Origin of the sequence: Plectonema cf. radiosum LEGE 06105 (genome assembly GCF_015207665.1) — a bacterium.
Lineage (GTDB): Bacteria > Cyanobacteriota > Cyanobacteriia > Cyanobacteriales > Nostocaceae > Rivularia > Rivularia radiosa_A.
Genome location: NZ_JADEWL010000015.1, coordinates 60,983 through 84,492, shown reverse-complemented (window position 1 = coordinate 84,492; position 23,510 = coordinate 60,983). Strand labels below are relative to the sequence as shown.

The 23,510-nt window shown below is 40.9% G+C and carries 35 protein-coding genes; 34 read left to right on the top strand and 1 reads right to left on the bottom strand.

Annotated elements, in window-relative coordinates; translation table 11 throughout:
- Window positions 1-123 precede the first annotated feature (123 nt).
- The 30 genes from rplD (at window position 124) to prfA (ending at window position 18,331) form a co-directional block, all read left to right on the top strand.
- Window positions 124-759, top strand: coding sequence for a 50S ribosomal protein L4 (gene rplD, locus IQ247_RS07475; protein WP_193918593.1), 636 nt, complete (start codon window positions 124-126; stop codon window positions 757-759).
- Window positions 752-1,066 (top strand): 50S ribosomal protein L23, encoded by a 315-nt coding sequence (locus IQ247_RS07470; protein ID WP_193918591.1) that lies wholly within the window; start codon window positions 752-754, stop codon window positions 1,064-1,066. Before rplD ends, IQ247_RS07470 begins: the two co-directional genes overlap by 8 nt.
- 204 nt (window positions 1,067-1,270) lie before the next feature.
- Window positions 1,271-2,134, top strand: a complete 864-nt coding sequence (rplB, locus tag IQ247_RS07465; protein WP_193918589.1) for a 50S ribosomal protein L2 — start codon at window positions 1,271-1,273, stop codon at window positions 2,132-2,134.
- 297 nt (window positions 2,135-2,431) lie between these two features.
- The gene (gene rpsS / locus IQ247_RS07460; protein WP_193918587.1) at window positions 2,432-2,707 is read left to right on the top strand and encodes a 30S ribosomal protein S19; all 276 of its coding nucleotides are present in this window, start codon (window positions 2,432-2,434) and stop codon (window positions 2,705-2,707) included.
- A 49-nt stretch (window positions 2,708-2,756) separates the two neighbouring features.
- Window positions 2,757-3,116, top strand: coding sequence for a 50S ribosomal protein L22 (gene rplV / locus IQ247_RS07455; RefSeq protein ID WP_193918585.1), 360 nt, complete (start codon window positions 2,757-2,759; stop codon window positions 3,114-3,116).
- Window positions 3,117-3,173: 57 nt separating this feature from the next.
- Window positions 3,174-3,929 carry a 30S ribosomal protein S3 gene (rpsC, locus tag IQ247_RS07450; protein ID WP_193918583.1) on the top strand — a complete coding sequence of 252 codons (756 nt, stop codon included), beginning with the start codon at window positions 3,174-3,176 and terminating at the stop codon, window positions 3,927-3,929.
- A 126-nt stretch (window positions 3,930-4,055) separates the two neighbouring features.
- Window positions 4,056-4,481: a 50S ribosomal protein L16 gene (rplP, locus tag IQ247_RS07445; protein WP_193918581.1), complete on the top strand. Its 426-nt coding sequence runs from the start codon at window positions 4,056-4,058 to the stop codon at window positions 4,479-4,481.
- 3 nt (window positions 4,482-4,484) lie between these two features.
- The gene (gene rpmC / locus IQ247_RS07440; protein WP_193918579.1) at window positions 4,485-4,694 is read left to right on the top strand and encodes a 50S ribosomal protein L29; all 210 of its coding nucleotides are present in this window, start codon (window positions 4,485-4,487) and stop codon (window positions 4,692-4,694) included.
- A gap of 126 nt (window positions 4,695-4,820) precedes the next feature.
- Window positions 4,821-5,069 carry a 30S ribosomal protein S17 gene (gene rpsQ, locus IQ247_RS07435; protein ID WP_193918577.1) on the top strand — a complete coding sequence of 83 codons (249 nt, stop codon included), beginning with the start codon at window positions 4,821-4,823 and terminating at the stop codon, window positions 5,067-5,069.
- Window positions 5,070-5,117: 48 nt separating this feature from the next.
- Complete coding sequence (gene rplN, locus IQ247_RS07430; RefSeq protein ID WP_193918575.1) at window positions 5,118-5,486, top strand: 50S ribosomal protein L14; 369 nt, start codon at window positions 5,118-5,120, stop codon at window positions 5,484-5,486.
- Window positions 5,486-5,839 carry a 50S ribosomal protein L24 gene (gene rplX, locus IQ247_RS07425; protein WP_193918573.1) on the top strand — a complete coding sequence of 118 codons (354 nt, stop codon included), beginning with the start codon at window positions 5,486-5,488 and terminating at the stop codon, window positions 5,837-5,839. Before rplN ends, rplX begins: the two co-directional genes overlap by 1 nt.
- Before the next feature lie 157 nt (window positions 5,840-5,996).
- Window positions 5,997-6,542 carry a 50S ribosomal protein L5 gene (rplE, locus tag IQ247_RS07420; RefSeq protein WP_193918571.1) on the top strand — a complete coding sequence of 182 codons (546 nt, stop codon included), beginning with the start codon at window positions 5,997-5,999 and terminating at the stop codon, window positions 6,540-6,542.
- Window positions 6,543-6,564: 22 nt separating this feature from the next.
- Window positions 6,565-6,966, top strand: coding sequence for a 30S ribosomal protein S8 (gene rpsH / locus IQ247_RS07415; RefSeq protein WP_193918569.1), 402 nt, complete (start codon window positions 6,565-6,567; stop codon window positions 6,964-6,966).
- Between the two features lie 164 nt (window positions 6,967-7,130).
- Window positions 7,131-7,682 carry a 50S ribosomal protein L6 gene (gene rplF / locus IQ247_RS07410; protein ID WP_193918567.1) on the top strand — a complete coding sequence of 184 codons (552 nt, stop codon included), beginning with the start codon at window positions 7,131-7,133 and terminating at the stop codon, window positions 7,680-7,682.
- A 3-nt stretch (window positions 7,683-7,685) separates the two neighbouring features.
- A complete protein-coding gene (rplR, locus tag IQ247_RS07405; RefSeq protein ID WP_193918565.1) occupies window positions 7,686-8,048 on the top strand; it encodes a 50S ribosomal protein L18 in 363 nt (120 codons plus the stop codon).
- Window positions 8,049-8,086: 38 nt separating this feature from the next.
- A complete protein-coding gene (gene rpsE / locus IQ247_RS07400) occupies window positions 8,087-8,614 on the top strand; it encodes a 30S ribosomal protein S5 (RefSeq protein WP_193918563.1) in 528 nt (175 codons plus the stop codon).
- Between the two features lie 46 nt (window positions 8,615-8,660).
- Entirely contained in the window at window positions 8,661-9,104 is a 444-nt protein-coding gene (gene rplO / locus IQ247_RS07395) for a 50S ribosomal protein L15 (RefSeq protein ID WP_193918561.1), read from the top strand.
- A gap of 90 nt (window positions 9,105-9,194) precedes the next feature.
- Window positions 9,195-10,511, top strand: coding sequence for a preprotein translocase subunit SecY (gene secY / locus IQ247_RS07390; RefSeq protein ID WP_322745456.1), 1,317 nt, complete (start codon window positions 9,195-9,197; stop codon window positions 10,509-10,511).
- Window positions 10,511-11,068, top strand: coding sequence for an adenylate kinase (locus IQ247_RS07385; RefSeq protein WP_193918557.1), 558 nt, complete (start codon window positions 10,511-10,513; stop codon window positions 11,066-11,068). The genes secY and IQ247_RS07385 overlap by 1 nt, the downstream gene beginning before the upstream one ends.
- Window positions 11,069-11,287: 219 nt before the next feature.
- Window positions 11,288-11,512, top strand: a complete 225-nt coding sequence (gene infA / locus IQ247_RS07380; RefSeq protein ID WP_006276978.1) for a translation initiation factor IF-1 — start codon at window positions 11,288-11,290, stop codon at window positions 11,510-11,512.
- 118 nt (window positions 11,513-11,630) lie between these two features.
- The gene (gene rpmJ, locus IQ247_RS07375; protein ID WP_193918609.1) at window positions 11,631-11,744 is read left to right on the top strand and encodes a 50S ribosomal protein L36; all 114 of its coding nucleotides are present in this window, start codon (window positions 11,631-11,633) and stop codon (window positions 11,742-11,744) included.
- A gap of 152 nt (window positions 11,745-11,896) precedes the next feature.
- Complete coding sequence (rpsM, locus tag IQ247_RS07370; RefSeq protein WP_193918555.1) at window positions 11,897-12,277, top strand: 30S ribosomal protein S13; 381 nt, start codon at window positions 11,897-11,899, stop codon at window positions 12,275-12,277.
- A gap of 66 nt (window positions 12,278-12,343) precedes the next feature.
- Window positions 12,344-12,739: a 30S ribosomal protein S11 gene (rpsK, locus tag IQ247_RS07365; protein ID WP_193918553.1), complete on the top strand. Its 396-nt coding sequence runs from the start codon at window positions 12,344-12,346 to the stop codon at window positions 12,737-12,739.
- Window positions 12,740-13,113: 374 nt separating this feature from the next.
- On the top strand, window positions 13,114-14,061 hold the full coding sequence (locus tag IQ247_RS07360; protein WP_193918551.1) for a DNA-directed RNA polymerase subunit alpha: 948 nt from the start codon (window positions 13,114-13,116) through the stop codon (window positions 14,059-14,061).
- A 70-nt stretch (window positions 14,062-14,131) separates the two neighbouring features.
- Window positions 14,132-14,482 carry a 50S ribosomal protein L17 gene (gene rplQ, locus IQ247_RS07355; RefSeq protein WP_193918549.1) on the top strand — a complete coding sequence of 117 codons (351 nt, stop codon included), beginning with the start codon at window positions 14,132-14,134 and terminating at the stop codon, window positions 14,480-14,482.
- Between the two features lie 49 nt (window positions 14,483-14,531).
- Window positions 14,532-15,407, top strand: coding sequence for a tRNA pseudouridine(38-40) synthase TruA (gene truA / locus IQ247_RS07350; RefSeq protein ID WP_193918547.1), 876 nt, complete (start codon window positions 14,532-14,534; stop codon window positions 15,405-15,407).
- A gap of 54 nt (window positions 15,408-15,461) precedes the next feature.
- Window positions 15,462-15,917, top strand: coding sequence for a 50S ribosomal protein L13 (gene rplM / locus IQ247_RS07345; RefSeq protein ID WP_193918545.1), 456 nt, complete (start codon window positions 15,462-15,464; stop codon window positions 15,915-15,917).
- Entirely contained in the window at window positions 15,917-16,333 is a 417-nt protein-coding gene (gene rpsI / locus IQ247_RS07340) for a 30S ribosomal protein S9 (RefSeq protein ID WP_193918542.1), read from the top strand. The genes rplM and rpsI overlap by 1 nt, the downstream gene beginning before the upstream one ends.
- A 554-nt stretch (window positions 16,334-16,887) precedes the next feature.
- Entirely contained in the window at window positions 16,888-17,136 is a 249-nt protein-coding gene (gene rpmE, locus IQ247_RS07330) for a 50S ribosomal protein L31 (protein WP_193918538.1), read from the top strand.
- A gap of 97 nt (window positions 17,137-17,233) precedes the next feature.
- Window positions 17,234-18,331: a peptide chain release factor 1 gene (gene prfA, locus IQ247_RS07325; protein ID WP_193918537.1), complete on the top strand. Its 1,098-nt coding sequence runs from the start codon at window positions 17,234-17,236 to the stop codon at window positions 18,329-18,331.
- A gap of 47 nt (window positions 18,332-18,378) precedes the next feature.
- On the opposite strand, the gene IQ247_RS07320 is transcribed toward prfA, so the two are convergent.
- Complete coding sequence (locus tag IQ247_RS07320) at window positions 18,379-18,858, bottom strand: hypothetical protein (RefSeq protein WP_193918536.1); 480 nt, start codon at window positions 18,856-18,858, stop codon at window positions 18,379-18,381.
- Between the two features lie 326 nt (window positions 18,859-19,184).
- On the opposite strand from IQ247_RS07320, the gene IQ247_RS32380 reads away from it, so the two are divergent.
- The 4 genes from IQ247_RS32380 (at window position 19,185) to IQ247_RS07305 (ending at window position 22,966) form a co-directional block, all read left to right on the top strand.
- The gene (locus IQ247_RS32380; protein WP_228059544.1) at window positions 19,185-19,385 is read left to right on the top strand and encodes a hypothetical protein; all 201 of its coding nucleotides are present in this window, start codon (window positions 19,185-19,187) and stop codon (window positions 19,383-19,385) included.
- Window positions 19,294-20,451 (top strand): RNA-guided endonuclease InsQ/TnpB family protein, encoded by a 1,158-nt coding sequence (locus IQ247_RS07315; RefSeq protein WP_322745454.1) that lies wholly within the window; start codon window positions 19,294-19,296, stop codon window positions 20,449-20,451. The genes IQ247_RS32380 and IQ247_RS07315 overlap by 92 nt, the downstream gene beginning before the upstream one ends.
- An 83-nt stretch (window positions 20,452-20,534) precedes the next feature.
- Window positions 20,535-20,897, top strand: coding sequence for a helix-turn-helix domain-containing protein (locus IQ247_RS07310; RefSeq protein WP_193918535.1), 363 nt, complete (start codon window positions 20,535-20,537; stop codon window positions 20,895-20,897).
- Window positions 20,898-21,271: 374 nt separating this feature from the next.
- On the top strand, window positions 21,272-22,966 hold the full coding sequence (locus IQ247_RS07305; protein ID WP_193918534.1) for an ABC-F family ATP-binding cassette domain-containing protein: 1,695 nt from the start codon (window positions 21,272-21,274) through the stop codon (window positions 22,964-22,966).
- Window positions 22,967-23,510: the final 544 nt, after the last annotated feature.

Below are 23,510 nucleotides of genomic sequence, written 5' to 3'. Positions count from 1 at the left end.
CAATTCACTAAAAATTAAAATCTGAGATTAGGTCATTTACTTTACCCAGAGCATAATAAAACGGCAAGGTAAATGATAAATAAAAAACAAATGGCAAATGACTAATTTAAGAAGGACATAAAAATGGCAGATTGTGGAGTAAAAAACTGGCAGGGAGAAGAAGTCGGACAGAAAACCTTGGATTTAAAAGTTGCCAAGGAAGAAACTGCTTCTCACATCGTACATAGAGCCTTGGTTCGACAATTGGCTAATGCTCGCCAGGGAAACGCTAGTACTAAAACCCGTGCTGAAGTTCGGGGAGGCGGTCGCAAACCATGGCGGCAAAAAGGGACGGGTCGCGCCCGTGCTGGTTCTACTCGTTCGCCTCTATGGCGTGGTGGTGGTGTCATCTTTGGACCAAAACCCAAGGAATATAACTTGAGGATGAACCGTAAAGAGCGCCGTTTGGCCTTGCGGACAGCCTTTGCCAGTCGGATCGACGACATCATTGTGGTTGAAGAATTTAACGAACAATTACAGCGACCAAAAAGCAAAGAATTGGTGCAAGCTATTGCTCGTTGGGGTTCTCAACCCGATCAAAAGACTTTGTTGATTTTGTCCGAACGTGTTGAAAACATATATTTATCAGCCCGTAATGTAGAGAATCTCAAACTGATTGCAGCCGACCAACTTAATGTTTTTGATTTGCTGCACGCAGACAAAATCGTAGTCAGTGCATCGGCATTAGATAAAATTCAGGAGGTCTACAATAATGGCTAAATTTGACCCCCGTAATCTTCCCGACCTAGTGCGTCGCCCGATTCTCACCGAAAAGGCGACAATCAATATGGAGCAAAATAAATATACTTTTGAAGTTGTTCCCAAAGCAACTAAAACTCAAATAAAAGCAGCAATTGAAAGTTTATTTGATGTCAAAGTTGTAAAAGTAAATACCGCATTACAACCTCGCAAAAAAAAGCGGGTTGGGAGATTTATCGGGTTTAAACCCCAATACAAACGAGCAATTGTCACCCTAGTATCCGGGGATGAAGACAAGATTCGTCAGGTTCTATTCCCAGATGTGTAATTAATGGGTAATGGGTAATGGGTAATGGGTAATGGGTAATGGGTAATGGGTAATGGGTAATGGGAATTAAACTCTTAACTCCTAACTCTTAACTCCTAACTCCTAACTCCTAACTCCTAACTCCTAACTCCTAACTCCTAACTCCTAACTCCTAACTTTCTCCTCCCTCCTTGAGCAAAATACTTTGTAGATAAATTTCAAATTATGGGTATTCGTACTTTTCGTCCATACACCCCCAGTAACCGTCAAGCGGAAACTTCCGACTTTTCGGAAATTACCAAATCTAAGCCGGAAAAATCTTTAACCGAACATATTCATCGGGCAAAAGGAAGAAATAATCGCGGTGTAATTACTAGTCGTCGTCGCGGTGGCGGACACAAACGTCTTTATCGGATTATTGATTTTAAAAGAGATAAGCGGGGTATGCTTGCAACGGTGGAAGCAATTGAATACGACCCCAACCGTAACGCGAGAATTGCACTAGTTGTTTATGAAGACGGCGAAAAGCGTTATATCTTGCAACCCCACGGAATGAAGGTCGGTACTCAAATTATCGCCGGTCCAGATTCTCCTATAGAAAATGGCAACGCCTTACCTTTATCAAATATGCCCTTGGGTACCAGCGTTCACAACGTAGAATTGGTTGCTGGAAAAGGCGGTCAAATAGTACGTTCGGCTGGTGCAAATGCTCAAGTCATGGCGAAAGATGGTAACTACGTTACTTTAAAATTGCCTTCAGGAGAAGTCCGCATGATTCGGCGTGAATGTTACGCCACCATCGGACAAGTAGGCAACATTGAAGCCAGAAACCAAAGTTTGGGTAAAGCCGGTCGTAACCGTTGGAAAGGTCGTCGTCCCAAAGTTCGAGGAAGTGTAATGAACCCTTGCGACCACCCCCACGGTGGTGGTGAAGGACGCGCTCCAATTGGTAGATCCGGTCCTGTGACTCCTTGGGGTAAACCTACCCTAGGTAAGAAAACTCGTAAGCCCAAAAAAGCAAGTAGTAAATTGATTGTTCGCCGTCGTCGTAAGGCTTCCAAGCGGGGTCGCGGTGGTCGTCAGTCATAGAATTTTGGATTTTAGATTTTGGATTTTGGATTCAAATATGTAGCCGTTTCCATTAATCCCATAGAGTAAACATCTCACTCCCTAATAGCTATGAATTGAAATTCTGAACAAACAAAAATCTAAAATCCTAAAATCTGAAATTCAAAATTACACCTGATGTGAATTAGTAATATCTCTGATTCTACAAAGTTTTTAAAGTTTGCTTAAATCACTATAGTGAAATTATCAACTTAACCAAGCTGGTTTGAGCATTTTTAATCCAAAATCCAAAATCTAAAATCCAAAATTGATTGTCCTATGGGTCGTTCTCTTAAAAAAGGTCCTTTTGTTGCAGACCATTTACTCAAAAAAATCGATAAGCTCAACGAAACCAATAAAAAAGAAGTTATCAAAACTTGGTCGAGAGCTTCCACCATTTTACCGATGATGGTTGGTCATACTATTGCCGTTCACAACGGAAAACAGCACGTTCCAGTTTTTGTCAGCGACCAAATGGTTGGTCATAAATTAGGAGAATTTTCTCCTACCCGCACTTTTAGAGGTCACTCTAAAGATAGAAAAGGAGGTAGATAACCACAGAGGCTAATAGCATCATGCAATTAGCAACTAGGTGAAATTTATTATGGCTACTGATACTAAAGAAGTAAAAGCGATTGCTCGATATATAGGTATGTCGCCCTTTAAAGTACGCCGCGTACTTGATCAAATTAGGGGACGTTCCTACCGAGAAGCACTGATAATTTTAGAGTTTATGCCTTATAGAGCCTGCGACCCAGTATTAAAGGTTCTTAGAAGTGCTGCTGCTAATGCCGAACACAATGAGGGATTAGACCGGGCATCTTTAATAGTTTCCACCGCATTCGCCGATCAAGGTCCAGTATTCAAGCGCTATCAGCCTAGAGCGCAGGGTCGTGCTTATCAAATTCGCAAACCCACCTGCCATATAACCGTTGCCGTGTCTGCTGACCCGGACGCGGTGTAAGCAAGCACTCAGAAACGATTTAGAAAGAGTGCGAATATATTTTAGAGGAGATCATAAGTGGGACAAAAAATTAATCCAATTGGATTTCGCCTGGGAATTACAAAAGACCATCAATCTCGTTGGTTCGCAGACCCTTCTCGATATCCAGAACTACTTCAAGAAGACTATAAACTTCGCCAGTATATAGATAGTAAGTTGGGTAGAAGCGCTCAAAATAATGCCGGTATTTCCGAAGTCAAAATTGAGCGCAAAGCAGACCAGATTGATTTAGAAGTATCCACTGCTAGACCTGGTGTAGTTGTAGGTAGAGGTGGACAAGGTATTGAAGCATTACGTCTCGGACTACAACAAGCTTTAGGTGGTAATCGTCAAATTCGGATCAATGTCGTTGAAGTAGAGCGTGTTGACGCTGATGCTTTTTTAATTGGTGAATACATAGCCCAACAGCTTGAACGCCGAGTTTCTTTTAGGAGAGTGGTACGTCAAGCAATTCAAAGAGCGCAACGAGCTGGTGTCCAAGGAATCAAAATCCAAGTCAGTGGACGCTTAAACGGTGCGGAAATTGCCCGTACAGAGTGGACTCGTGAAGGTCGGGTTCCCTTACATACTTTACGAGCTAATATCGATTACGCCTACGTTACCGCAAAAACCATTTACGGTATCCTTGGCATCAAGGTTTGGGTATTCAAAGGAGAAATTATTCCCGGAGAAGAAGAATCATCAACTTCTAACCCTAGAAACGAACGCGAACCCCGTCGTCGTCAACAACAACGTCGTCGTCCTTCTTTTGAAGACCGTTCAAATGAAAATTAGTGGTTAGTCGATAGTGGTTAGTCGATAGTGGTTAGTGGTTAGAAGATAAACAACTAACAACCAACAACTAACAACTAACAACTAACAACCAACAACTAGCAACTAACAACCAACAACTATTGACTCATGTTAAGTCCTAAAAGAACTAAATTCCGTAAGCAACATCGCGGACGGATGACAGGATTAGCGATGCGAGGTAGTAGTCTCAACTTTGGTGATTTTGCTCTCCAGGCTCAAGAACCATCTTGGATTACATCTCGTCAAATTGAAGCCTCCCGTCGAGCGATGACTCGTTACATTCGTAGGGGTGGAAAAATCTGGATTCGAGTATTCCCAGATAAACCCGTGACAATGCGTCCCGCAGAAACCCGAATGGGTTCTGGTAAAGGTAATCCCGAATATTGGGTAGCTGTAGTTAAGCCAGGAAGAATTTTATTTGAAATTGCTGGTGTAGCTGAAGAAACTGCTCGCGAAGCTATGCGTTTAGCTTCACACAAGCTACCAATAAAAACTAAATTTATTTCCCGTGCCGAACAAGAACCAAAAGCATAAATTATGCCTTTTCCTAAAATTTCAGAAGCTAGAGATTTGAGCGACGAGCAATTAGTGCAAGAAATTGTTGCCACTAAAAAGCAGTTATTCGATCTGCGCTTACAACAAGCAACTAAACAGTTAGAGAAGCCCGCAAAATTTAAACACGCTCGTCACCGTTTAGCTCAATTGCTAACAGTAGAAGCAGAACGTCAACGGGCTAACAATAGTTAATGGATAGTGGATAGTGGTTAGTCGATAAACAACTAACAACCATCAACCAAAAACCATCAACTAACAACCAACAACCAACAACCAACAACCATCAACTAACAACCATCAACTAACAATTAACAACTAATGGCTATTAAAGAAAGAGTTGGCTTAGTAGTCAGCGATAAAATGCAAAAAACCGTCGTAGTCGCCGTGGAAAGCCGTGATAGTCATCAAAAATACGGCAAAATTGTAGTTACAACCAAACGCTACAAAGTTCACGACGAAGAAAATAACTGTAAAGAAGGCGATCGCGTCCGGATTCAGGAAACCAGACCCTTAAGCAAAACTAAGCGCTGGCAAGTTAAAGAAATCCTCAATAGCAGGAATAACTGATAACAAGCGGTTGTTACATCCTTAACAACTTTACAATGGAGATAAATTGTGATACAAGCCCAGTCTTACCTAAATGTTGCTGATAACAGCGGTGCGCGTAAATTGATGTGCATCCGTGTTCTGGGTGCCGGGAATCGAAGCTATGGCAGCATTGGCGATCGCATTATCGCTGTCGTCAAAGATGCCCAACCAAATATGGCTGTGAAAAAGTCTGATGTGGTAGAAGCTGTAATAGTCCGTACTAAAAAAGGCGTAAATCGCGAAACCGGCATGACCATTCGTTTTGATGATAACGCCGCAGTCATCATTAACAAAGACGGAAATCCCAGAGGAACACGGGTATTTGGTCCCGTAGCACGGGAATTACGCGATAAAAATTTCACTAAAATAGTTTCTCTGGCACCGGAGGTACTGTAATGTCAATTAAGAAAAACGTGAAGCCTAAATTTCACAAAATGCACGTCAAAACTGGAGATACCGTTCAGGTAATTTCTGGAAAAGACAAAGGCAAAGTCGGTGAAATTGTGGAAACAATGACTAAAAAGAGTAAAGTTATTGTTAAAGGTGTAAATATTAAAACCAAGCACGTCAAGCCTCAACAAGAAGGTGAATCGGGAAAAATTGTTACCCAGGAATTTCCCATTCATAGTTCTAACGTTATGCTTTATTCCACCAAGGAAAACGTAGCTTCTCGCGTCTGTTATACCTTTACCCAAGAAGGTAAAAAAGTCAGAATGTTAAAGAAAACTGGGGAAATAATTGATAAATAGTTAGGAGTTAAGAGTGAGGAGTTAGGAATTTAATCATTTTAAATCCTTATAACTCATTGATAAATAGTTAAGAATTAGGAGCTTCATAACTCATAACTCATAACTCATAACTCATAACTTGTATTTCCCTGACCAAGCCCAGGGATTAGGAGAAAAAATGGCAGTAGGATTAAAAAGTAGATATCTGGAGACAATTGTCCCCAATCTGATGAAACAATTTGAATATTCAAATATCCATCAGGTACCGAAGGTTCTAAAAGTAAGTGTTAACAGAGGATTGGGGGAAGCTTCTCAAAATGCCAAAGCATTAGAAGCATCTCTAAATGAGATAGCATTGATTACTGGTCAAAAACCAGTAGTCACGCGAGCAAAAAAGGCGATCGCAGGATTCAAAATTCGAGAAGGTATGCCTGTAGGGGTAATGGTAACTCTTAGAAGCGATAAGATGTACAACTTTCTCGACCGTTTGATTAACCTGTCATTACCGAGAATTCGTGACTTTCGCGGAGTCAGTGCCAAAAGCTTTGATGGTCGGGGAAATTATACTCTAGGAGTTAGAGAACAATTAATTTTTCCAGAGGTTGAATACGACCAAGTTGACCAAATTCGCGGTATGGACATCTCGATCATTACTACAGCTAGAAATGATCAAGAAGGTCGCGCTTTACTAAAAGAAATGGGAATGCCCTTTCGGGAGCAATAAGTTCATCTAAATAGAGGAAACGATGGCGGCAAACGACACAATTGCAGATATGCTGACGCGCATCCGCAACGCTAATTTGGCTCGGCATCAAACAACACAAGTGCCAGCAGCCAAAATGAGCCAAAATATAGCTAAAGTGTTGCGGGAAGAAGGCTTTATCAATGATTTTGAAACAGCCGGAGAAGGAATTGAGACTCATTTGGTAATCTCTTTGAAATATAAAGGTAAAAATCGCCAACCAGTAATCACTGCTCTCAAACGAATTAGCAGACCGGGTTTGCGAGTATATTCCAATAAAAAAGACTTACCAAGAGTATTAGGCGGTATTGGTATTGCCATAATATCTACATCCTCCGGCATCATGACCGACCGAGAGGCACGTCAGAAAAATTTAGGCGGCGAAGTACTTTGCTACGTTTGGTAGTTCAGAAATTTTGGATTTTAGATTTTAGATTTTAGATTTTTCTAAATTCCTACTAAGAAATTTGTGAGATAGAACTCGTCTTTAAGTTAGTAGTGGTGATAATTTCCTCAATCCAAAATCCAAAATTCAAAATCTAAAATTGGGACATTTAAGGACAAAAAACCATGTCTAGAATTGGTAAACAACCAATAACAATACCTGCAAAGGTACAAGTCACAATTAACGGTGGCAAAGTATCTGTAAAAGGTCCAAAAGGCGAACTTTCACGGGAACTTCCAACTCAAGTTAGCGTTTCCCAAGAAGGAGATACTTTAACTGTATCCCGCCAAGACGATTCGAGAGTGTGCCGACAAATGCACGGCTTAAGTCGTACTTTGGTTTCCAACATGGTTGAAGGTGTTTCTAAAGGATTTCAGCGTCAATTGAAACTTCAAGGTGTTGGTTATCGAGCGCAAGTCAAAGGTCGTGATTTAGTTCTCAACGTTGGATATAGTCATCCCGTGGAAATTGCTCCACCAGAAGGAGTTCAATTTGCGATTGAAGAAAAAGGCGTTGCGATAGTTGTTAGCGGTTACGACAAAGAAGTGGTTGGAAATACAGCCGCTAAAATTCGTGCGGTTCGTCCACCAGAACCTTACAAAGGTAAAGGCATTCGTTATGATAACGAAATTGTCAGACGTAAAGCTGGTAAAGCTGGTAAAGGTGGTAAAAAGTAAATTATGAAAACTACCCGTCAACAATCAAAACAGCGTCGTCATCGACGCATCAGAGGCAAAGTATTTGGCTCTTCCGAGCGTCCTCGCTTGGCAGTGTATCGCTCCAACGAGCATATTTATGCTCAAGTGATAGATGATACATCACACCAAACTTTGGCTACAGCATCAAGTTTAGAGCCGGAATTAAAATCTAAATTGACTTCCGGTTCTAATCAAGCGGCTTCCACTGAAGTTGGCAAGACATTAGCTGTACGAGCGTTAGAAAAAGGCATTACTCAAGTCGTATTTGACCGTGGAGGCAACCTTTATCATGGACGTATCAAAGCATTAGCTGATGCGGCGCGAGAAGCTGGTTTAAGTTTCTAAAGCCAATTGACAAGTAAAATCAAGAGAACATTCAAAACATGGCAAATAATCGTCGTAAAACGAGCCGAGCTAAAAAAGAAGAAACTAACTGGCAAGAGCGCGTAATTCAAATCCGACGAGTAAGCAAGGTTGTCAAAGGAGGTAAAAAACTCAGCTTCCGGGCAATTGTAGTCGTCGGTAACGAACGCGGTCAAGTTGGGGTGGGAGTAGGTAAAGCCAGTGATGTGATTGGAGCCGTCAAAAAAGGTGTAGCTGATGGCAAAAAACATTTGGTAGAAATTCCAATTACCAAATCCAACTCTATTCCTCATCCAACTAATGGTGTTGGTGGCGGTGCTAAAGTTATTATGCGACCAGCATCACCTGGTACTGGTGTAATTGCTGGTGGTGCAGTGCGTACCGTACTGGAATTAGCAGGAGTTCGTAACGTTTTAGCAAAACAACTCGGCTCTAACAACCCTCTCAATAACGCCAGAGCCGCAATGAACGCTCTTTCAGTGTTGCGAAACTTCAATGAAGTTGCCGAAAGTAGAGATGTCAGTATTGAAAAACTTTACGCCCAGTAGAGTGTAAATTGCGAGCAATCGTGTAAAAAAAATATAAGTAACCAAAATGAGACTACAGGATGTTCGCCCTCAAGAGGGTTCTAAGAAACGTCGCCGACGTGTCGGACGCGGGATTTCAGCTGGACAAGGTGCTAGCTGCGGTTTTGGTATGCGTGGTCAAAAATCTCGTTCCGGAAGTGGAACCAGACCAGGTTTTGAAGGTGGTCAGCAGCCCCTTTATCGTCGGATACCTAAACTTAAAGGTTTTCCCGTCGTTAATCGGAAAAAATACACTACGATTAATGTAGAGAAATTGTCTTCACTCCCAGCAAATACAGAAGTTAATGTGACTTTGTTACGAGAGAATGGTATTCTCACTGCCGTACAAGGACCATTAAAAATTCTCGGAGATGGAGAATTAAACGTTGCTCTAAAAGTACAAGCCGCAGCTTTTACGGATACGGCTCGTAGCAAAATTGAGGCAGCTGGTGGTAGCTGTGAAGTTGTATAAGTAAGTGAGCCATTCAGTCAAAATAGCGCACTAAAAAATGCAATGAATACAGCCCCGTGCTGCCTGGTTAACATTCATCGGTAAATCGTCATTATGATAAGTCGAGATAGAGCTCCAACTGCTCAAGAAACTTTTATGCAGATGGCGCAAGCAGCAGGTTTGAGAGGTCGGCTGTTTGTCACCATCGGTATTTTACTTTTGATTCGTTTGGGTATTTATATACCTATTCCAGGGATAGATCGAGTGCGTTTTAGTGCTGCTATGCAAGGAGGTAATGGTTTAGCAGGAATTTTGGATATTTTCTCTGGTGGTGGATTCTCGGCATTAGGAGTTTTTACTCTTGGTATTTTACCGTTTATTAATGCCTCGATTATCATACAACTACTTACGGCTGCTATCCCAGCTTTAGAAAAATTACAGAAAGACGAAGGCGAAGCTGGAAGACGCAAGATTTCTCAAATTACCCGATATGTCGCTTTGGGTTGGGGAATTGTTCAAAGTATATTTATTTCGGCAGTTTGGCTTAAAGGCTTTGCAATTGATTTCGGTCTGGTTTTCGTATTTGAAACTGCTTTAGCTCTTGTCGCTGGTTCGATGTTCGTGATGTGGGCATCGGAAGTGATTACAGAAAGAGGAATTGGTAATGGAGCATCCTTACTTATTTTCCTCAATATTGTATCTTCTCTACCTACAACTTTGGGCAGTACTATCAGTTTCGCTCAAGTTGGAGGTCGTCAAGCAGTCGGTCAAGTCGTTGTATTATTACTGCTTTTCTTGGCAACAATTGTTGGTATCGTTTTTGTTCAAGAAGGGATGCGTCGGATTCCGATTATTTCGGCTAGACGACAAGTCGGTAGAAGAGTTCTCGCAGAACAACGCAGCTTCTTACCCCTGCGACTCAATCAGGGTGGAGTAATGCCAATTATTTTTGCCACTGCAATTTTGAGTTTACCTCTTTTAATTGGTCAATTTACTCAAAATCAGCAAATAGCTGAGTTTACAAACACTTATCTGAATCCTGGTGGTTCCGGTTGGTGGGCTTATGCACTCATATACCTGTTTTCAATTATTTTCTTTAGCTACTTCTATTCTTCCTTGATTGTTAACCCAGTTGACATCGCTCAAAATTTAAAGAAAATGGGTTCCTCAATTCCGGGAATTCGCCCTGGTAAAGCAACCAGCGAATATCTAGAAAGAGTTTTGAACCGACTTACCTTTTTGGGTGCTGGTTTTTTGGGATTGGTTGCGATTATTCCTACCGTGGTGGAAAGAGCATTGGGAGTACCGACTTTCCGAGGTTTGGGTGCTACCTCTTTGTTAATTTTGGTAGGTGTTGCTATTGATACGGCTAAACAAATCCAAACTTACGTGATTTCTCAGCGTTATGAAGGGATGGTGAAACAATAGTGACCCGAATCATTTTTTTAGGACCACCCGGAGCCGGTAAGGGAACTCAAGCTAAAATTTTAGCTGACCACTGGGGAGTTCCCCATATTTCTACTGGTGATATCCTCCGCGAAGCTATTAAAGAACAAACGCCTTTAGGTGTCAAAGCTAAAAGCTATGTAGATAGCGGTCAGTTAGTTCCTGACTTATTAGTCCAAGATATGGTAGAGGAACGCTTACAAAGAGCCGATACTACTTCCGGGTGGATTCTTGACGGTTTCCCTCGTACAGTTTCTCAAGCCGCTTTTTTAGATAATTTGTTGCAAAAAATCAATTTAGACGGCGTGATGGTAATCAATCTAGATGTACCAGATGATGTAGTTGTCGGTCGTTTGCTCGAACGCGGACGAAAAGATGACTCCGAAGAGATTATTCGTCATCGTTTAGAAGTTTACCGTTCCGAGACTACACCTTTGATCGATTATTATCGCGATCGCAAACAGTTAATCGTTATCGATGGCAATAAATCTCCTCAATCCGTTACTTCCAACCTCAAAGATTTAATTGTCAGTTGTTAAAAAAAGCAATTTTTTTTAGAAGTAATCTGAATATCTTGATTCATTTTACTTCTAAACTGGCGCTTACCACCCGTTCTCAGTCATAGTTCGGTAATAAGCAATAAAACTTTAAATAAGATATATTAATAAATTGTTGATATATATTCTAAAAATCTAAAAAATTTGCTCTCATTACTAGCTGCAATCAAAAAAATACTGTTGAGTTGAAGGAAAAACAAATTGTCCAAACAAGATTTAATTGAAATGGAAGGCACGGTAACAGAATCCCTGCCTAATGCCATGTTCCGTGTAGACCTAGATAATGGCTTTAACGTTTTAGCCCATATATCTGGTAAAATTCGCCGGAACTATATCAAGATTCTACCTGGGGATCGCGTCAAAGTTGAACTTACACCTTATGACCTAACAAAAGGTAGAATTACTTATCGATTGCGTAAAAAGTAAGTTTATCTTATGTGGAATATTATACTACAATCTCAAAGTTTTTGTTTTACATCAAAATTAACTGAAAAGTTTGCGAAATCGTGTTATAATTTACTATTTGGAGTTGATTGAAAAGGCAATGAAAGTAAGAGCGTCGGTGAAAAAAATGTGCGAGAAATGTAGCGTCATCAAACGGCGTGGTCGGGTAATGGTTATTTGTTCAAATCCCAAGCACAAGCAACGTCAAGGGTAAAACCGCTGCCAATTTGAGCGTCGAGACAGGCAAATCTTAGAGAAAAGGTTTTGACGTGATGATTCACCATTCGGATGTATTAAGTTACATAGACATCCGAACCTTGCAAGCGCGTATAGATGAAAAAAACATAATATTAGGAGACTTCTATAATGGCACGGATTGCCGGAATAGACTTGCCACGCGATAAGCGTATTGAAATAGGTCTAACTTACATTTTTGGAATTGGCTTAACAAGTTCGCACAAAATATTAGCTGCAACAGGTGTTAATCCTGACACTAGAGTCAAAGACTTGAGTGATAGTGATGTCACAGCCTTGCGAGCAGAGGTAGAGAAAAACTATCAAATAGAAGGTGACTTAAGACGCTGGGAAGCGATGAATATCAAGCGCTTGGTTGATATTGGCAGTTACCGGGGTCGTCGCCACCGTATGGGCTTACCAGTCAGAGGTCAGAGGACTCGTACCAATGCTAGAACCCGTCGTGGAAGAAGACAGACGGTAGCTGGGAAGAAAAAGGCACCGGGTAAATAAACTAATTAGTTATTTTTCAATGCCGGTTGGATATTCAACTTTCTACCTTAACTCAACTATAACGATATGGCACGACAAACAGGAAAAAAAAGCGGAAGCAGAAAACAAAAACGTAATGTACCTAGTGGAGTAGCCTATATACAGTCTACTTTTAACAATAGCATCGTCACGATTACCGATACTAATGGGGATGTGATTTCTTGGGCTTCTGCTGGTTCAAGTGGTTTTAAGGGAGCCAAAAAAGGAACCCCCTTTGCCGCTCAAACAGCAGCCGAAAGCGCAGCTAAACGAGCTATTGACCAAGGGATGCGTCAGATAGAAGTAATGGTAAGTGGTCCGGGAGCAGGTAGAGAAACAGCTATTCGGGCAATTCAAGGAGCAGGATTGGAAATAACCTTAATTAGGGATATTACTCCGATCCCTCATAATGGTTGCCGTCCACCCAAGCGACGTAGAGTTTAAATACAATTTAAAGAAGGTATAATTCCGGGCATACACGGAAATATTTCTGTATTTATAACTTACCTGACTCTAATTATTGCTCCTTAATTATTGGCGGCAATTTTAAATTACATCTGCCTTTTGCGATGATTCTCCTCAATGGCAGAAGTAATCGTGGAAATAAAATAGCTGACATCAAAAGCTGTTCAAGTTCACATCTCGAAAAAAGATACATAGCTTCCGCAAAGTGTAAGGAATATTGAGTAGTGCCTTAGTTTACAGGCATTGTGATGATTTTCTCAGTAAAGCGGACTTTAATTTAAATTGATTGAGGGCGGGCAAAAATTAACAATTGCCTGCCGGGATAGGACCTGATTAAGAAGGGAGGTTACTCCGTGGCGCAGTTTCAAATTGAATGTGTAGAATCTAATACAGAAGAAAGTCGGAGCCACTATTCTAAATTTGTTTTGGAACCTTTAGAGAGGGGTCAAGGAACCACCGTTGGCAACGCTCTCAGAAGAGTTTTACTATCTAATTTAGAAGGGACATCAGTTACAGCAGTCAGAATTGCCGGTGTAACCCATGAATTCGCCACCGTTAAAGGTGTGCGGGAAGATGTGCTAGAAATCTTGATGAGAATGAAAGAACTTATTCTCAAAAGTCACTCTTCTCAGCCCCAAATTGGTCGTTTATTAGTGAACGGTCCGGCAACTGTCACCGCAGCCCACTTTGATTTACCGAGTGAAGTAGAAGTTATCGACCAGACTCAGTATATAGCTACCTTAGCAGAAGGCGGCAGACTGGAAATGGAATTTCGGATTGAGAGAGGTAAAGGCTATCGCACGGTAGAAAGAGGTCGTGAAGAAGCTACATCTTTGGACTTTCTGCAAATAGATTCAATTTTCATGCCGGTGCGGAAAGTTAATTATAGCGTTGAAGAAACTCGTGGAGAAAATGGCTACCCCAAAGACAGACTGCTTTTAGAAGTTTGGACAAACGGTAGTATTGCTCCACAAGAGGCGCTTTCTTCTGCTGCTGGGATTTTAGTGGAATTATTTAATCCGCTGAAAAATATCGAAATTAACCCAGAAGATACAGTTTCAGAAATCGACCAAGATCCAACAGCCCAAATACCCATCGAAGAATTGCAGCTTTCCGTGCGAGCTTACAACTGCTTGAAGCGGGCGCAAGTAAATTCGGTGGCGGATTTATTGGATTATACCCAAGAAGACCTTTTAGAAATCAAAAACTTCGGTCAGAAGTCAGCAGAAGAGGTTGTAGAAGCTTTACAGCGACGCTTGGGAATTACTCTGCCAACGGAAAGAGCCTCAAAACACGCTTAACTAAGCTTTAATTAATTAGATAATTAATTAGATTCATTCAATTGATCCCAAATAACTTCACAATTGCGCTATGCGTCACTGTTCTAAACTCAAAAAACTCGGCAAAGCAGCCGATCAGCGCCGTGCTTTATTGCGAGCGCTTTCCACCGAACTAATTCGTCATGGGCGAATAACTACCACTATCACCAGAGCTAAAGTGGTACGATCAGAAGTTGATAAAATGATCACCTTAGCTAAAGATGGTTCTTTGAGCGCTCGTCGTCAAGCCATTGGCTATCTTTACGACAAAGATTTGGTTCATGCTTTATTTGAACAAGTCCCCACTAGATATGGCGATCGCAAAGGAGGTTACACCCGTATATTGCATACAGTACCTCGTCGCGGCGATAACGCCCAAATGGCAATTATCGAATTAGTTTAATTAGTCAAGGATGTAATTTAGGCAAAAAAGCATCCAAAATCTTGATTGTATGTTAGAAAGCTCCCAGCCAGTAAAAACTCAGAGGATTGCCTTGGTAATCCAATATCAAGGCACTCATTTTCATGGCTGGCAAAAGCAACCCAAATACTGTAGCATCCAGGAAGAAATTGAAAAAGCAATATCTACTGTAGTCGGTGATGATGTAACCTTATATGGTGCCGGGAGAACCGATAGTGGAGTTCACGCAGCCGCTCAAGTAGCTCATTTCAATATCGCCAGTAAGATTCCACCATCAAAGTGGTCATCTATTTTAAATAGTTACTTACCTCAAGATATATTAATTAGGGCTTCAGCAGGTGTTAGCGACAATTGGCACGCTCGTTTTAGTGCAGCGTATCGACGGTATCGTTATACGATATACAATGAAAAGCTACCCAATTTGTTTGTCAAACCCTTCAGTTGGCATTATTATCATGCTTCCTTGGATGAATCATTAATTAGAGCAGCACTCCAACCGTTGATTGGAAAACATCACTTAGCAGCCTTTCACCGTGCTAATTCCGAGCGTAAGCATTCATGGGTAGATGTACAAGCCGTAGAATGTTATCGTGATGGGGCATTAGTACATATTGAAATTCAAGCAGATGGATTTTTGTATGGCATGGTTCGTTTACTGGTAGGAATGTTGGTTCAAGTCGGTTCTGGCCAGCGAAGCGTTTTAAATTTTACTAATATCTGGAAACAAGAGCGCCGCAACGAAGTAAGATATGCTGCACCTCCCCAAGGATTATGTTTACTGCGCGTCGGCTATCGGGAATTTCCTTTCCCTGCTAAAATTTGGTACGATACCTTGCCCAAATTTAATTTGTCAGATAATTCTGTAAATAAAATTTCCGATTGTATTCTAGGTGAAATCACTGCCTAAGAATGTATATATAAATGAAAAACAAAAATTAACAATCAAAAAAATTGCAAAGTAATGAACAAAACATACCTTCCCACCCAAGAAACCGTCCAGCGTGATTGGTATATAGTAGATGCCGCCGACCAACGTCTCGGTCGTTTAGCCACTGAAATCGCCATGATTTTACGCGGCAAAAATAAACCTCACTTCACTCCTTATATGGATGCGGGGGATTTTGTAATTGTCGTCAATGCTGAAAAAATTGTAGTAACTGGGAAGAAAAGCTCCCAAAAGCTTTATCGTCGCCATTCCGGTCGTCCTGGTGGAATGAAGACAGAAACCTTTGAACATCTACAAGCACGTTTACCAGAACGGATCATCGAAAAAGCTGTTAAAGGTATGCTGCCTAAAAATAGCTTGGGACGACAGTTATTTACAAAGCTAAAAGTGTATGCCGGACCTGCTCATCCTCATGCAGCGCAGCAACCCAAAGAACTCAAAATTAACACAATTCCAGGAGAACAAAATTAATGCAAGCAACAGATACTAACAGCGGTCGTGCCGTTTACTGGGGTACTGGTCGCCGTAAATCCTCAGTAGCAAGAGTACGTCTTGTTCCAGGTAACGGAAAATTAACCGTTAACGGTAAAGAAGGTGATTTGTATTTCCAATTTAACCCCAACTATCTTGGAGGAATTAAAGCGCCTCTAGAAACCTTGGGATTAGAAAACGAATACGACATTTTAGTCAAAGCAAATGGCGGTGGTTTGACAGGACAGTCTGATGCAGTTCGTTTGGGAGTTGCTCGGGCTTTGTGTCAACTCGACCCAGATAATCGCTCACCCTTGAAAACTGAAGGCTACCTTACCCGCGATCCCAGAGCCAAAGAACGTAAAAAATACGGTTTACATAAAGCTCGTAAAGCACCTCAGTACTCCAAACGTTAAACAGTTAACAGTTACCAGTTAACAATGTTAGCGCAGCGTGACACGTAAAACATCTGGGAAGTTGGTAGCCCTGTCTTTTTAAAGCAGGGTGGAAAACTGACTCAAGCAGATTTATCTGCTGTGGTAAAATATTAGTAGCAAGTAGGAACAACCATCTACGTAAAGAAGCATTCCTAGTACGGTGAAATCCCCGCAACGAAGAACCGGATGCAAGATGCATAACGACCTTCTGGAGCAAGTAATGGCAGGATGTTGAGCGTACCGAACTGGCAGAAGTGATGGACGTAGGATCGCATAGTATTGATACAAGTAAGCGCAATTGCAACATCAATTTTGATAGTTGTTTTGAGCGTCTAGGGGGATATTTGACTATCCCTTTTAAGCAAGTCTTAAAGAATCTGCCTCTTTTTAAAGGGCAGAGTGTCAAGCTAACCTCATACAGTTATCAATGCTTATGATGGGAAACTGTTAACTGCTTGCGTTTATGTTGAAAAGTTGGAGTAAGTTACGTCATAATTGTTATACATTCACCACGATTCACCACGAAGAAGAAAATGGCAAAACCAGAGATTCATCCAGAGTGGTATCCAGAAGCCAAAGTTTACTGTAACGGTCAGGTTGTAATGACCGTTGGTTCTACTAAACCCGAATTACACGTCGATGTTTGGTCTGGAAATCACCCTTTCTATACAGGTACTCAGAAGATTATTGATACCGAAGGTCGCGTAGAACGCTTCCTGCGTAAATACGGTATGTATGACAGTCAAAATAAGAAAGACAAAAGCGACGACGACAAAAAATAGCAACCAGGCAAATGCTGCAATCAACGACTCAGCTTAACTGAGTCGGTTTTTTAGTATAAGCCTGGATAACTATTTTTTTAAGGAGCGTTGCACCATCATGGCTGAACAATATTTGCTGGAGAAACTAAAATCCGTCGAACAAACTTTTAATGAACTAACTCGTCGCTTAGCTGATCCCGATATCGCTTCAAATCCAGATGAATATCAGGAAGTAGCAAAAGCGCGTTCTGGGTTAGAAGAGGTAGTTAATACCTATGAAACTTGGAAAACTGCCCAAGAAGAATTAATTGGGGCGCGTGAAATTGCCAAAGAATCTCAAGGAGACTCAGAGTTGCATGAAATGGCAGCTTTGGAAGTTAAAGAACTCGATCGGAAAATAGAAGAACTTGAAACTCGTTTAAAGGTACTACTTTTACCCCGCGATCCCAATGATGAAAAAAATATCATGTTGGAAATTCGTGCCGGTACGGGCGGTGATGAAGCAAGCATCTGGGCTGGTGATTTGGTGCGTATGTATTCTCGCTATGCAGAGACTCAAGGCTGGAATGTCAAGCTGATCAGCGAGTCTTTAGCGGAAATGGGCGGCTTTAAAGAAGCGGTTCTGGAAATTAAAGGCGATCGCGTTTATAGTAAGCTCAAATTTGAAGCTGGAGTGCATCGTGTACAGCGAGTACCAGTGACAGAGGCTGGAGGACGAGTTCATACTTCTACTGCTACTGTCGCAGTCATGCCAGAAGTGAATGAAGTAGAAGTTCATATCGATCCCAAAGACATTGAAATGTCTACAGCTCGTTCCGGAGGTGCTGGCGGACAAAATGTCAACAAAGTTGAGACTGCCGCAGACCTTTATCATAAACCTACGGGTATTAGAATTTTCTGTACCGAAGAACGTAGCCAGTTGAAAAACAAAGAACGGGCATTACAGATTCTTCGTGCTAAATTGTATGAAATAAAATTGCGCGAACAACAAGAAGCAGTCACAGATTTGCGTCGTTCGCAAGTTGGTACTGGTTCGCGTTCTGAGAAAATTCGTACTTACAACTATAAAGACAACCGCGCTACTGACCACCGTCTTGGTGAAAACTATTCACTCAACCCAGTCTTAGAAGGCGATTTAGACCCAATCATGCAAGCTTGTATATCTCAAGACCAGCAAGAGCGTTTAGCCCAACTTGCTGCTTCAGTTACTAATTAATCCCCTTAGCACAGATTAGGAAATTTAGTTAGTTTTGTATACAAAAATTAAACATGAAAATATTCCCACTCAATAGCCATTGCTAAATCATTAGAAACCGCTTGTCGTGCCATAGCTTTTAATACACACAAGCGGTTTTGCAATGCGTTATGTAGTGCATCTTCCATCTCAGTCTGATAGTAAAAATAAATAAATTCCCGTTTCATGAGGTGATTTAATAGTTGCCAGCTCTTGAAGTCCGAGCAATCTTCAATTAATAACTCTACTTCCTTTTGCCAAGTTGGGAAAAGCCGATAGCTAAAAAATCCGCTGCAAACACCACCTTCATGGTTCCAATAAGAAATACAAACCTGATATTTGAGTAAACGAATTTTCTTAATTGCTTTTACCTTACAACCAGCAGCTTTGAGAACAACTTTCACCTCTTTTGACGAAACGCTCCAGAACTCTGGTTCAATTTTATTCGATGTGATTAAATTTTTGCCTTTTGGACGATATAATTTTTTTTTAACTCTCTTGTTGAACATGATGCCCCTGAAATATTATTATTTGCAGAAATAACCAATAAATAAGTAGTTTCTTAATTTCAACTGAAACAGGAGGAGTCCCGCGCTAAAGCCGCTTCGGTGAGCGTCGTTCGTAATGCGAGTGAGCTTATAGATCCACCCCTGACCAAAACCGACAATCATTATATCGTCCGGGGAGGGGTGGTCGATGAGCGAACAAATTCCTTGTTCTATCCCAAGTATCTTTATCTTCACGAGATATAATAATATCACAGTTCGTGAAGATAATGTCTCAAGTAATCACCGCCAAGCTGAAACTAAACCTAAACGCCGAGCAAAAAGCTCTGGTGTCTCAGACTGCTTTAGCCTATCGTGATGCCTTGAATTACACTTCACAAGTCGCTTTTGATGCGGGTAAAACCAGTAACGGTGCTAAGTTGCAGAAGGCTGTCTACAATGAATTACGAGTTCGATTTGGGCTTGGAGCGCAAATGGCTTGTAATGTACCGGCGACAAGTATCTTCCACTTACAAAACCCTCTGGACTAAGGTAAAGCAATCTAACGATGCCATCGCAAAAGGCTACACCAAAAGACGATACAAAGGGCTGGATAAAGCTCCTAAATATATTTCTCGAACTTGTACCTTGAACTATCAACGTGACTACTCTTTTAAGACCGAGCGGAGAGTAAGTATTATCACGCTCCAAGGTCGAATAGTAGTTTCATACGATGGATACAATAAGCATCTAGATTTGATTGCTAATGGTGCCAGTATTGGAGCGGCTAAAATTGTCTATCAGCGTTCCTCTAAAACCTACTATCTAATGGTAAGTGTCGAAGTGGAAACACCTGAACTCGACCCACTGAAAATAACCAGGGTCTCTGGTGTTGATGTGGGTATGCGCTATCTTGCCGTGGAAACAGATTTGAAGAACAAATCTAAATTCTACTCAGGGAAGTTGCCTAGACACAAGGCTAACCACTATCATAAAGCTAGACAAACTCTTCAGCGTAAAGGCACTCGTTCGGCAAAGCAAAGATTAATCGCTTTGTCTGGAAGAGAAAGACGGTTTATCGTTGATGTGAACCACCAAATCAGTAAGGATATTGCAAAGCCGTGGAGCCTAATTGGACTAGAAAACCTAACCGGAATACGGGATAGAACTAGAACCAAATCTGGCAAGAAGGCTAGCAAAAAAAGACGTAGAGCTAATAGAAACAAAGCTAAATGGTCATTTGCCGAATTGCATGGCTATATTGACTACAAGGCTAATCTAAATGGTTCGTTAGCAACTAAAGTTCCGGCTCATTACACATCGAAAAGTTGTCCTAAATGTGGACATACATCGGATGCTAATAGACCCAATAAAGGGCTATTATTCCGCTGCGAATGTTGTGGTCATGAACTTCATGCGGATTTGGTTGGTGCGCGAAATATTGCATTAAGAACGCTGCTAGTTCGGCAAGTCTGGACTAGTACGGGGAGCTTGTCAGCATCCCCTAATGTGTCGAGGGATGAAACCAAAGCTGAAATCCTGCAAAGGTTCTCAGAATTGCGGTGGACTTCAGACACAAGCCCCCACTGTAGCGGTACTCCGCTCAGTGTCGGGTAGTTGACCATAAAATTAAACTTATAGTATGGAAACGAAAAAACGAAAGTTTTTAATTAATATAATTGAGTAGCTAGTCTTGAAACGTGAATATAGAAAGCAGACAGAAACTGATAGAAATAATAAAATTAGCTCGCGGTTCCCTAAGCCAGCGTGCTTTTGGTAAGCAGTTGGGAGTTTCCGCAACAGCCGTTCAAATGTGGGAGAAAGGAGTCAAAACTCCAGACACGGAAAATTTGGCTCAAATCGCTGCTCATGCTGGCTATACTTTAGAAGAATTACTGTGTTGTCTGGGAGGCAAGCCAATACCCGAAGTTTCCGACTTAAATCTAATTATTAGGCAAATTAATAATATGCCTTTATCTGAAGTCGCAATTATTGCTCAAGCTGCTGCTGCTCGATTTGCGGCTGCAACTGAGTCAATCAATGATCGGGCAAAAGCGAGTTAAGTTTTGATATATTAGTTAATTAACTAACCTTCAAAGCGGTCAAAGAGCAACTTACTCCATCGAAGAACTGCATAACTAGCCTTCAGATTTAGCTCATTCTTCGACAGAAGTTGCTCAAGTAGTTCAAGCTGGTACGGCTGAATCTTTGAGTAATCAAGCGAAAGCCTGGGAACATTCATCAAATAAAAACAATATTTAATGTAGAGATGTAGCAGTGCTGCGTCTGTTATCGACTATCGACGAAATATCACGAAAATTTCTTCGGACTAGAATAATTCCAACACAAACTTTGTAGTTAAATTTTGTTAAGATTGGACACAAAGGACAGCAGCGCGTTCCCTTGCTGTAACTATCCCTTACCTTGGAGATTCTTGATGCTACGACTAGAACATATTAGTAAAACTTATCCTACAGGCGAAGTTCTCAAGGATGTCAACTGGGAAGTAAAAGTTGGCGATCGCATTGGTTTAGTTGGTGTGAATGGTGCGGGGAAGTCAACCCAGTTGAAAATCATTATTGGGGAAATGGAACCGACATCGGGAGAAATTATCCGTCCCAACAGTTTACATATAGCTCACCTCAACCAAGAATTTGAAGTAGATCCGACTCGCACCGTCAGCGAAGAATTTTGGACGGTATTTGAAGAAGCAAACGCAGTACAATTAGCTTTGGCGCAGGTACAGCGAGATATGGAAAGCGCTGATCTTGATCAACTTGATAAATTAATTGATAAATTAGATAAATTGCAAAGGCAGTTTGAAGCCTTAGACGGTTACGGTTTAGAAGCACGCATCGGCAAGATTTTACCAGAAATGGGATTCGAGCAAGAAGATGGCGATCGCCTGGTAAGTTCTTTTAGCGGTGGTTGGCAGATGCGGATGGGTTTAGGTAAAATTTTGTTACAAAAACCCGATTTATTACTGTTAGACGAGCCGACAAACCATTTAGATTTAGAAACCATTGAATGGTTGGAAACTTACCTCAAAGGTTTGAATACTCCAATGGTAATAGTTTCTCATGACCGAGAATTTCTCGATCGACTTTGTAATCAAATTGTCGAAACCGAACGGGGTGTTTCTACAACTTATCTTGGTAATTATTCTTTATATTTACAGCAAAAAGCTGAAAGTCAAACAGCACAATTAAGTGCATACGAACGTCAACAAAAAGAATTAGATAAACAACAAGCCTTTGTAGAGAAATTCCGGGCTAGTGCTACTCGTAGTACCCAAGCGAAAAGCCGGGAAAAACAACTTGATAAAATCGAAAGAATTGAAGCACCAATTGCTGGAGTTAGAACATTAAGATTTCAATTTCCCCCAGCACCCCGCAGCGGACGCGAAGTAGTGGAAATTAAAAATTTAACTCATATTTATGACGACAAAATATTATTTTTATCAGCTAATTTATTAATTGAAAGAGGGGATAGGATTGCTTTTTTAGGTCCGAATGGCGCGGGTAAATCAACATTACTGCGTTTAATGATGGGCATGGAAAAACCCTCAGAAGGTGAAGTTCAATTAGGCGAACACAACGTTATCCCTAATTACTTTGAACAAAACCAAGCCGAAGCCTTGGATTTAAATAAAACGGTCATGGAAACTATCCATGATGAAGTTCCCGACTGGAAAAACGAAGAAGTACGCACTTTATTGGGACAATTTTTATTTAGCGGTGATACAGTATTTAAAAACGTAGCTGCTTTGAGTGGTGGAGAAAAAGCACGTTTAGCATTAGCAAAAATGTTATTACGTCAGGCGAATTTACTTATTTTAGATGAGCCAACAAACCACTTGGATATTCCAGCCAAAGAAATGCTTGAAGAAGCTTTACAAAATTATGATGGTAGTGTAATTGTTGTTTCTCACGACCGATATTTTATTTCCAAAGTAGCTAATAAAATCGTTGAAATTCGCGATGGTGAATTCCGAGTTTATTTAGGAGATTATCACTATTATTTAGATAAAATTGCTGAAGAACAAGAACAAGCAAGATTAGCTGTCATTGAGGCAGAAAAAGCTGCTAAAAAAGCTGAGAAGCAGAAAAAATCAGCAGCTAAGCGTAAATGAATTTAAAAGGTAATGGGTAATAGGTAATAGGTAATTGGTAATAGGTAATAGGTAATTGGTAATTGGTAATTGGTAATTGGGAATTGGTAATTGGTAATTGGTAATTGGTAATTGGTACAGAATTGAAAAGCCTACACTAATCTGACGGTAAAGTGTACATAGTTGACTTAGGCTATGAATTACGTATTATGTGAATTAAGCGCTCAAACCATTATCATCACGTTGATAGATTAAACATCGAGATTTAAGCGAGCTTCAAAACCCTTGTAGAATAAGGGACATTTTTAATTCACATTAGGCTATGAATTGTAAATTATAAATTATGAATTATATTGACAATTGATTTGAGTGTAAAAAAATAAGAGTTCCCCATTACCGATTACCGATTACCGATTACCGATTACCCATCACCCATTACCCATCACCAATTACCCATTACCGATTACCCATTACCCATTCCATAAAATAATTGAAGATACAAATTAACAAGCAATAATAAGCAAAAATTCACTTGCAGTTGTGAGTGTCAATGGTATTATTCGGA

Bases quoted from the DNA above. Each gene is read 5' to 3' on its own strand.
- rplD (WP_193918593.1), top strand. From the start codon at position 124: ATGGCAGATTGTGGAGTAAAAAACTGGCAGGGAGAAGAAGTCGGACAG.
- IQ247_RS07470 (WP_193918591.1), top strand. From the start codon at position 752: ATGGCTAAATTTGACCCCCGTAATCTTCCCGACCTAGTGCGTCGCCCG.
- rplB (WP_193918589.1), top strand. From the start codon at position 1,271: ATGGGTATTCGTACTTTTCGTCCATACACCCCCAGTAACCGTCAAGCG.
- rpsS (WP_193918587.1), top strand. From the start codon at position 2,432: ATGGGTCGTTCTCTTAAAAAAGGTCCTTTTGTTGCAGACCATTTACTC.
- rplV (WP_193918585.1), top strand. From the start codon at position 2,757: ATGGCTACTGATACTAAAGAAGTAAAAGCGATTGCTCGATATATAGGT.
- rplP (WP_193918581.1), top strand. From the start codon at position 4,056: ATGTTAAGTCCTAAAAGAACTAAATTCCGTAAGCAACATCGCGGACGG.
- rpmC (WP_193918579.1), top strand. From the start codon at position 4,485: ATGCCTTTTCCTAAAATTTCAGAAGCTAGAGATTTGAGCGACGAGCAA.
- rpsQ (WP_193918577.1), top strand. From the start codon at position 4,821: ATGGCTATTAAAGAAAGAGTTGGCTTAGTAGTCAGCGATAAAATGCAA.
- rplX (WP_193918573.1), top strand. From the start codon at position 5,486: ATGTCAATTAAGAAAAACGTGAAGCCTAAATTTCACAAAATGCACGTC.
- rplE (WP_193918571.1), top strand. From the start codon at position 5,997: ATGGCAGTAGGATTAAAAAGTAGATATCTGGAGACAATTGTCCCCAAT.
- rpsH (WP_193918569.1), top strand. From the start codon at position 6,565: ATGGCGGCAAACGACACAATTGCAGATATGCTGACGCGCATCCGCAAC.
- rplF (WP_193918567.1), top strand. From the start codon at position 7,131: ATGTCTAGAATTGGTAAACAACCAATAACAATACCTGCAAAGGTACAA.
- rplR (WP_193918565.1), top strand. From the start codon at position 7,686: ATGAAAACTACCCGTCAACAATCAAAACAGCGTCGTCATCGACGCATC.
- rpsE (WP_193918563.1), top strand. From the start codon at position 8,087: ATGGCAAATAATCGTCGTAAAACGAGCCGAGCTAAAAAAGAAGAAACT.
- rplO (WP_193918561.1), top strand. From the start codon at position 8,661: ATGAGACTACAGGATGTTCGCCCTCAAGAGGGTTCTAAGAAACGTCGC.
- rpmJ (WP_193918609.1), top strand. From the start codon at position 11,631: ATGAAAGTAAGAGCGTCGGTGAAAAAAATGTGCGAGAAATGTAGCGTC.
- rpsM (WP_193918555.1), top strand. From the start codon at position 11,897: ATGGCACGGATTGCCGGAATAGACTTGCCACGCGATAAGCGTATTGAA.
- rpsK (WP_193918553.1), top strand. From the start codon at position 12,344: ATGGCACGACAAACAGGAAAAAAAAGCGGAAGCAGAAAACAAAAACGT.
- rplQ (WP_193918549.1), top strand. From the start codon at position 14,132: ATGCGTCACTGTTCTAAACTCAAAAAACTCGGCAAAGCAGCCGATCAG.
- truA (WP_193918547.1), top strand. From the start codon at position 14,532: ATGTTAGAAAGCTCCCAGCCAGTAAAAACTCAGAGGATTGCCTTGGTA.
- rplM (WP_193918545.1), top strand. From the start codon at position 15,462: ATGAACAAAACATACCTTCCCACCCAAGAAACCGTCCAGCGTGATTGG.
- rpsI (WP_193918542.1), top strand. From the start codon at position 15,917: ATGCAAGCAACAGATACTAACAGCGGTCGTGCCGTTTACTGGGGTACT.
- rpmE (WP_193918538.1), top strand. From the start codon at position 16,888: ATGGCAAAACCAGAGATTCATCCAGAGTGGTATCCAGAAGCCAAAGTT.
- prfA (WP_193918537.1), top strand. From the start codon at position 17,234: ATGGCTGAACAATATTTGCTGGAGAAACTAAAATCCGTCGAACAAACT.
- IQ247_RS07320 (WP_193918536.1), bottom strand. From the start codon at position 18,858: ATGTTCAACAAGAGAGTTAAAAAAAAATTATATCGTCCAAAAGGCAAA.
- IQ247_RS07315 (WP_322745454.1), top strand. From the start codon at position 19,294: ATGAATTACGAGTTCGATTTGGGCTTGGAGCGCAAATGGCTTGTAATG.
- IQ247_RS07305 (WP_193918534.1), top strand. From the start codon at position 21,272: ATGCTACGACTAGAACATATTAGTAAAACTTATCCTACAGGCGAAGTT.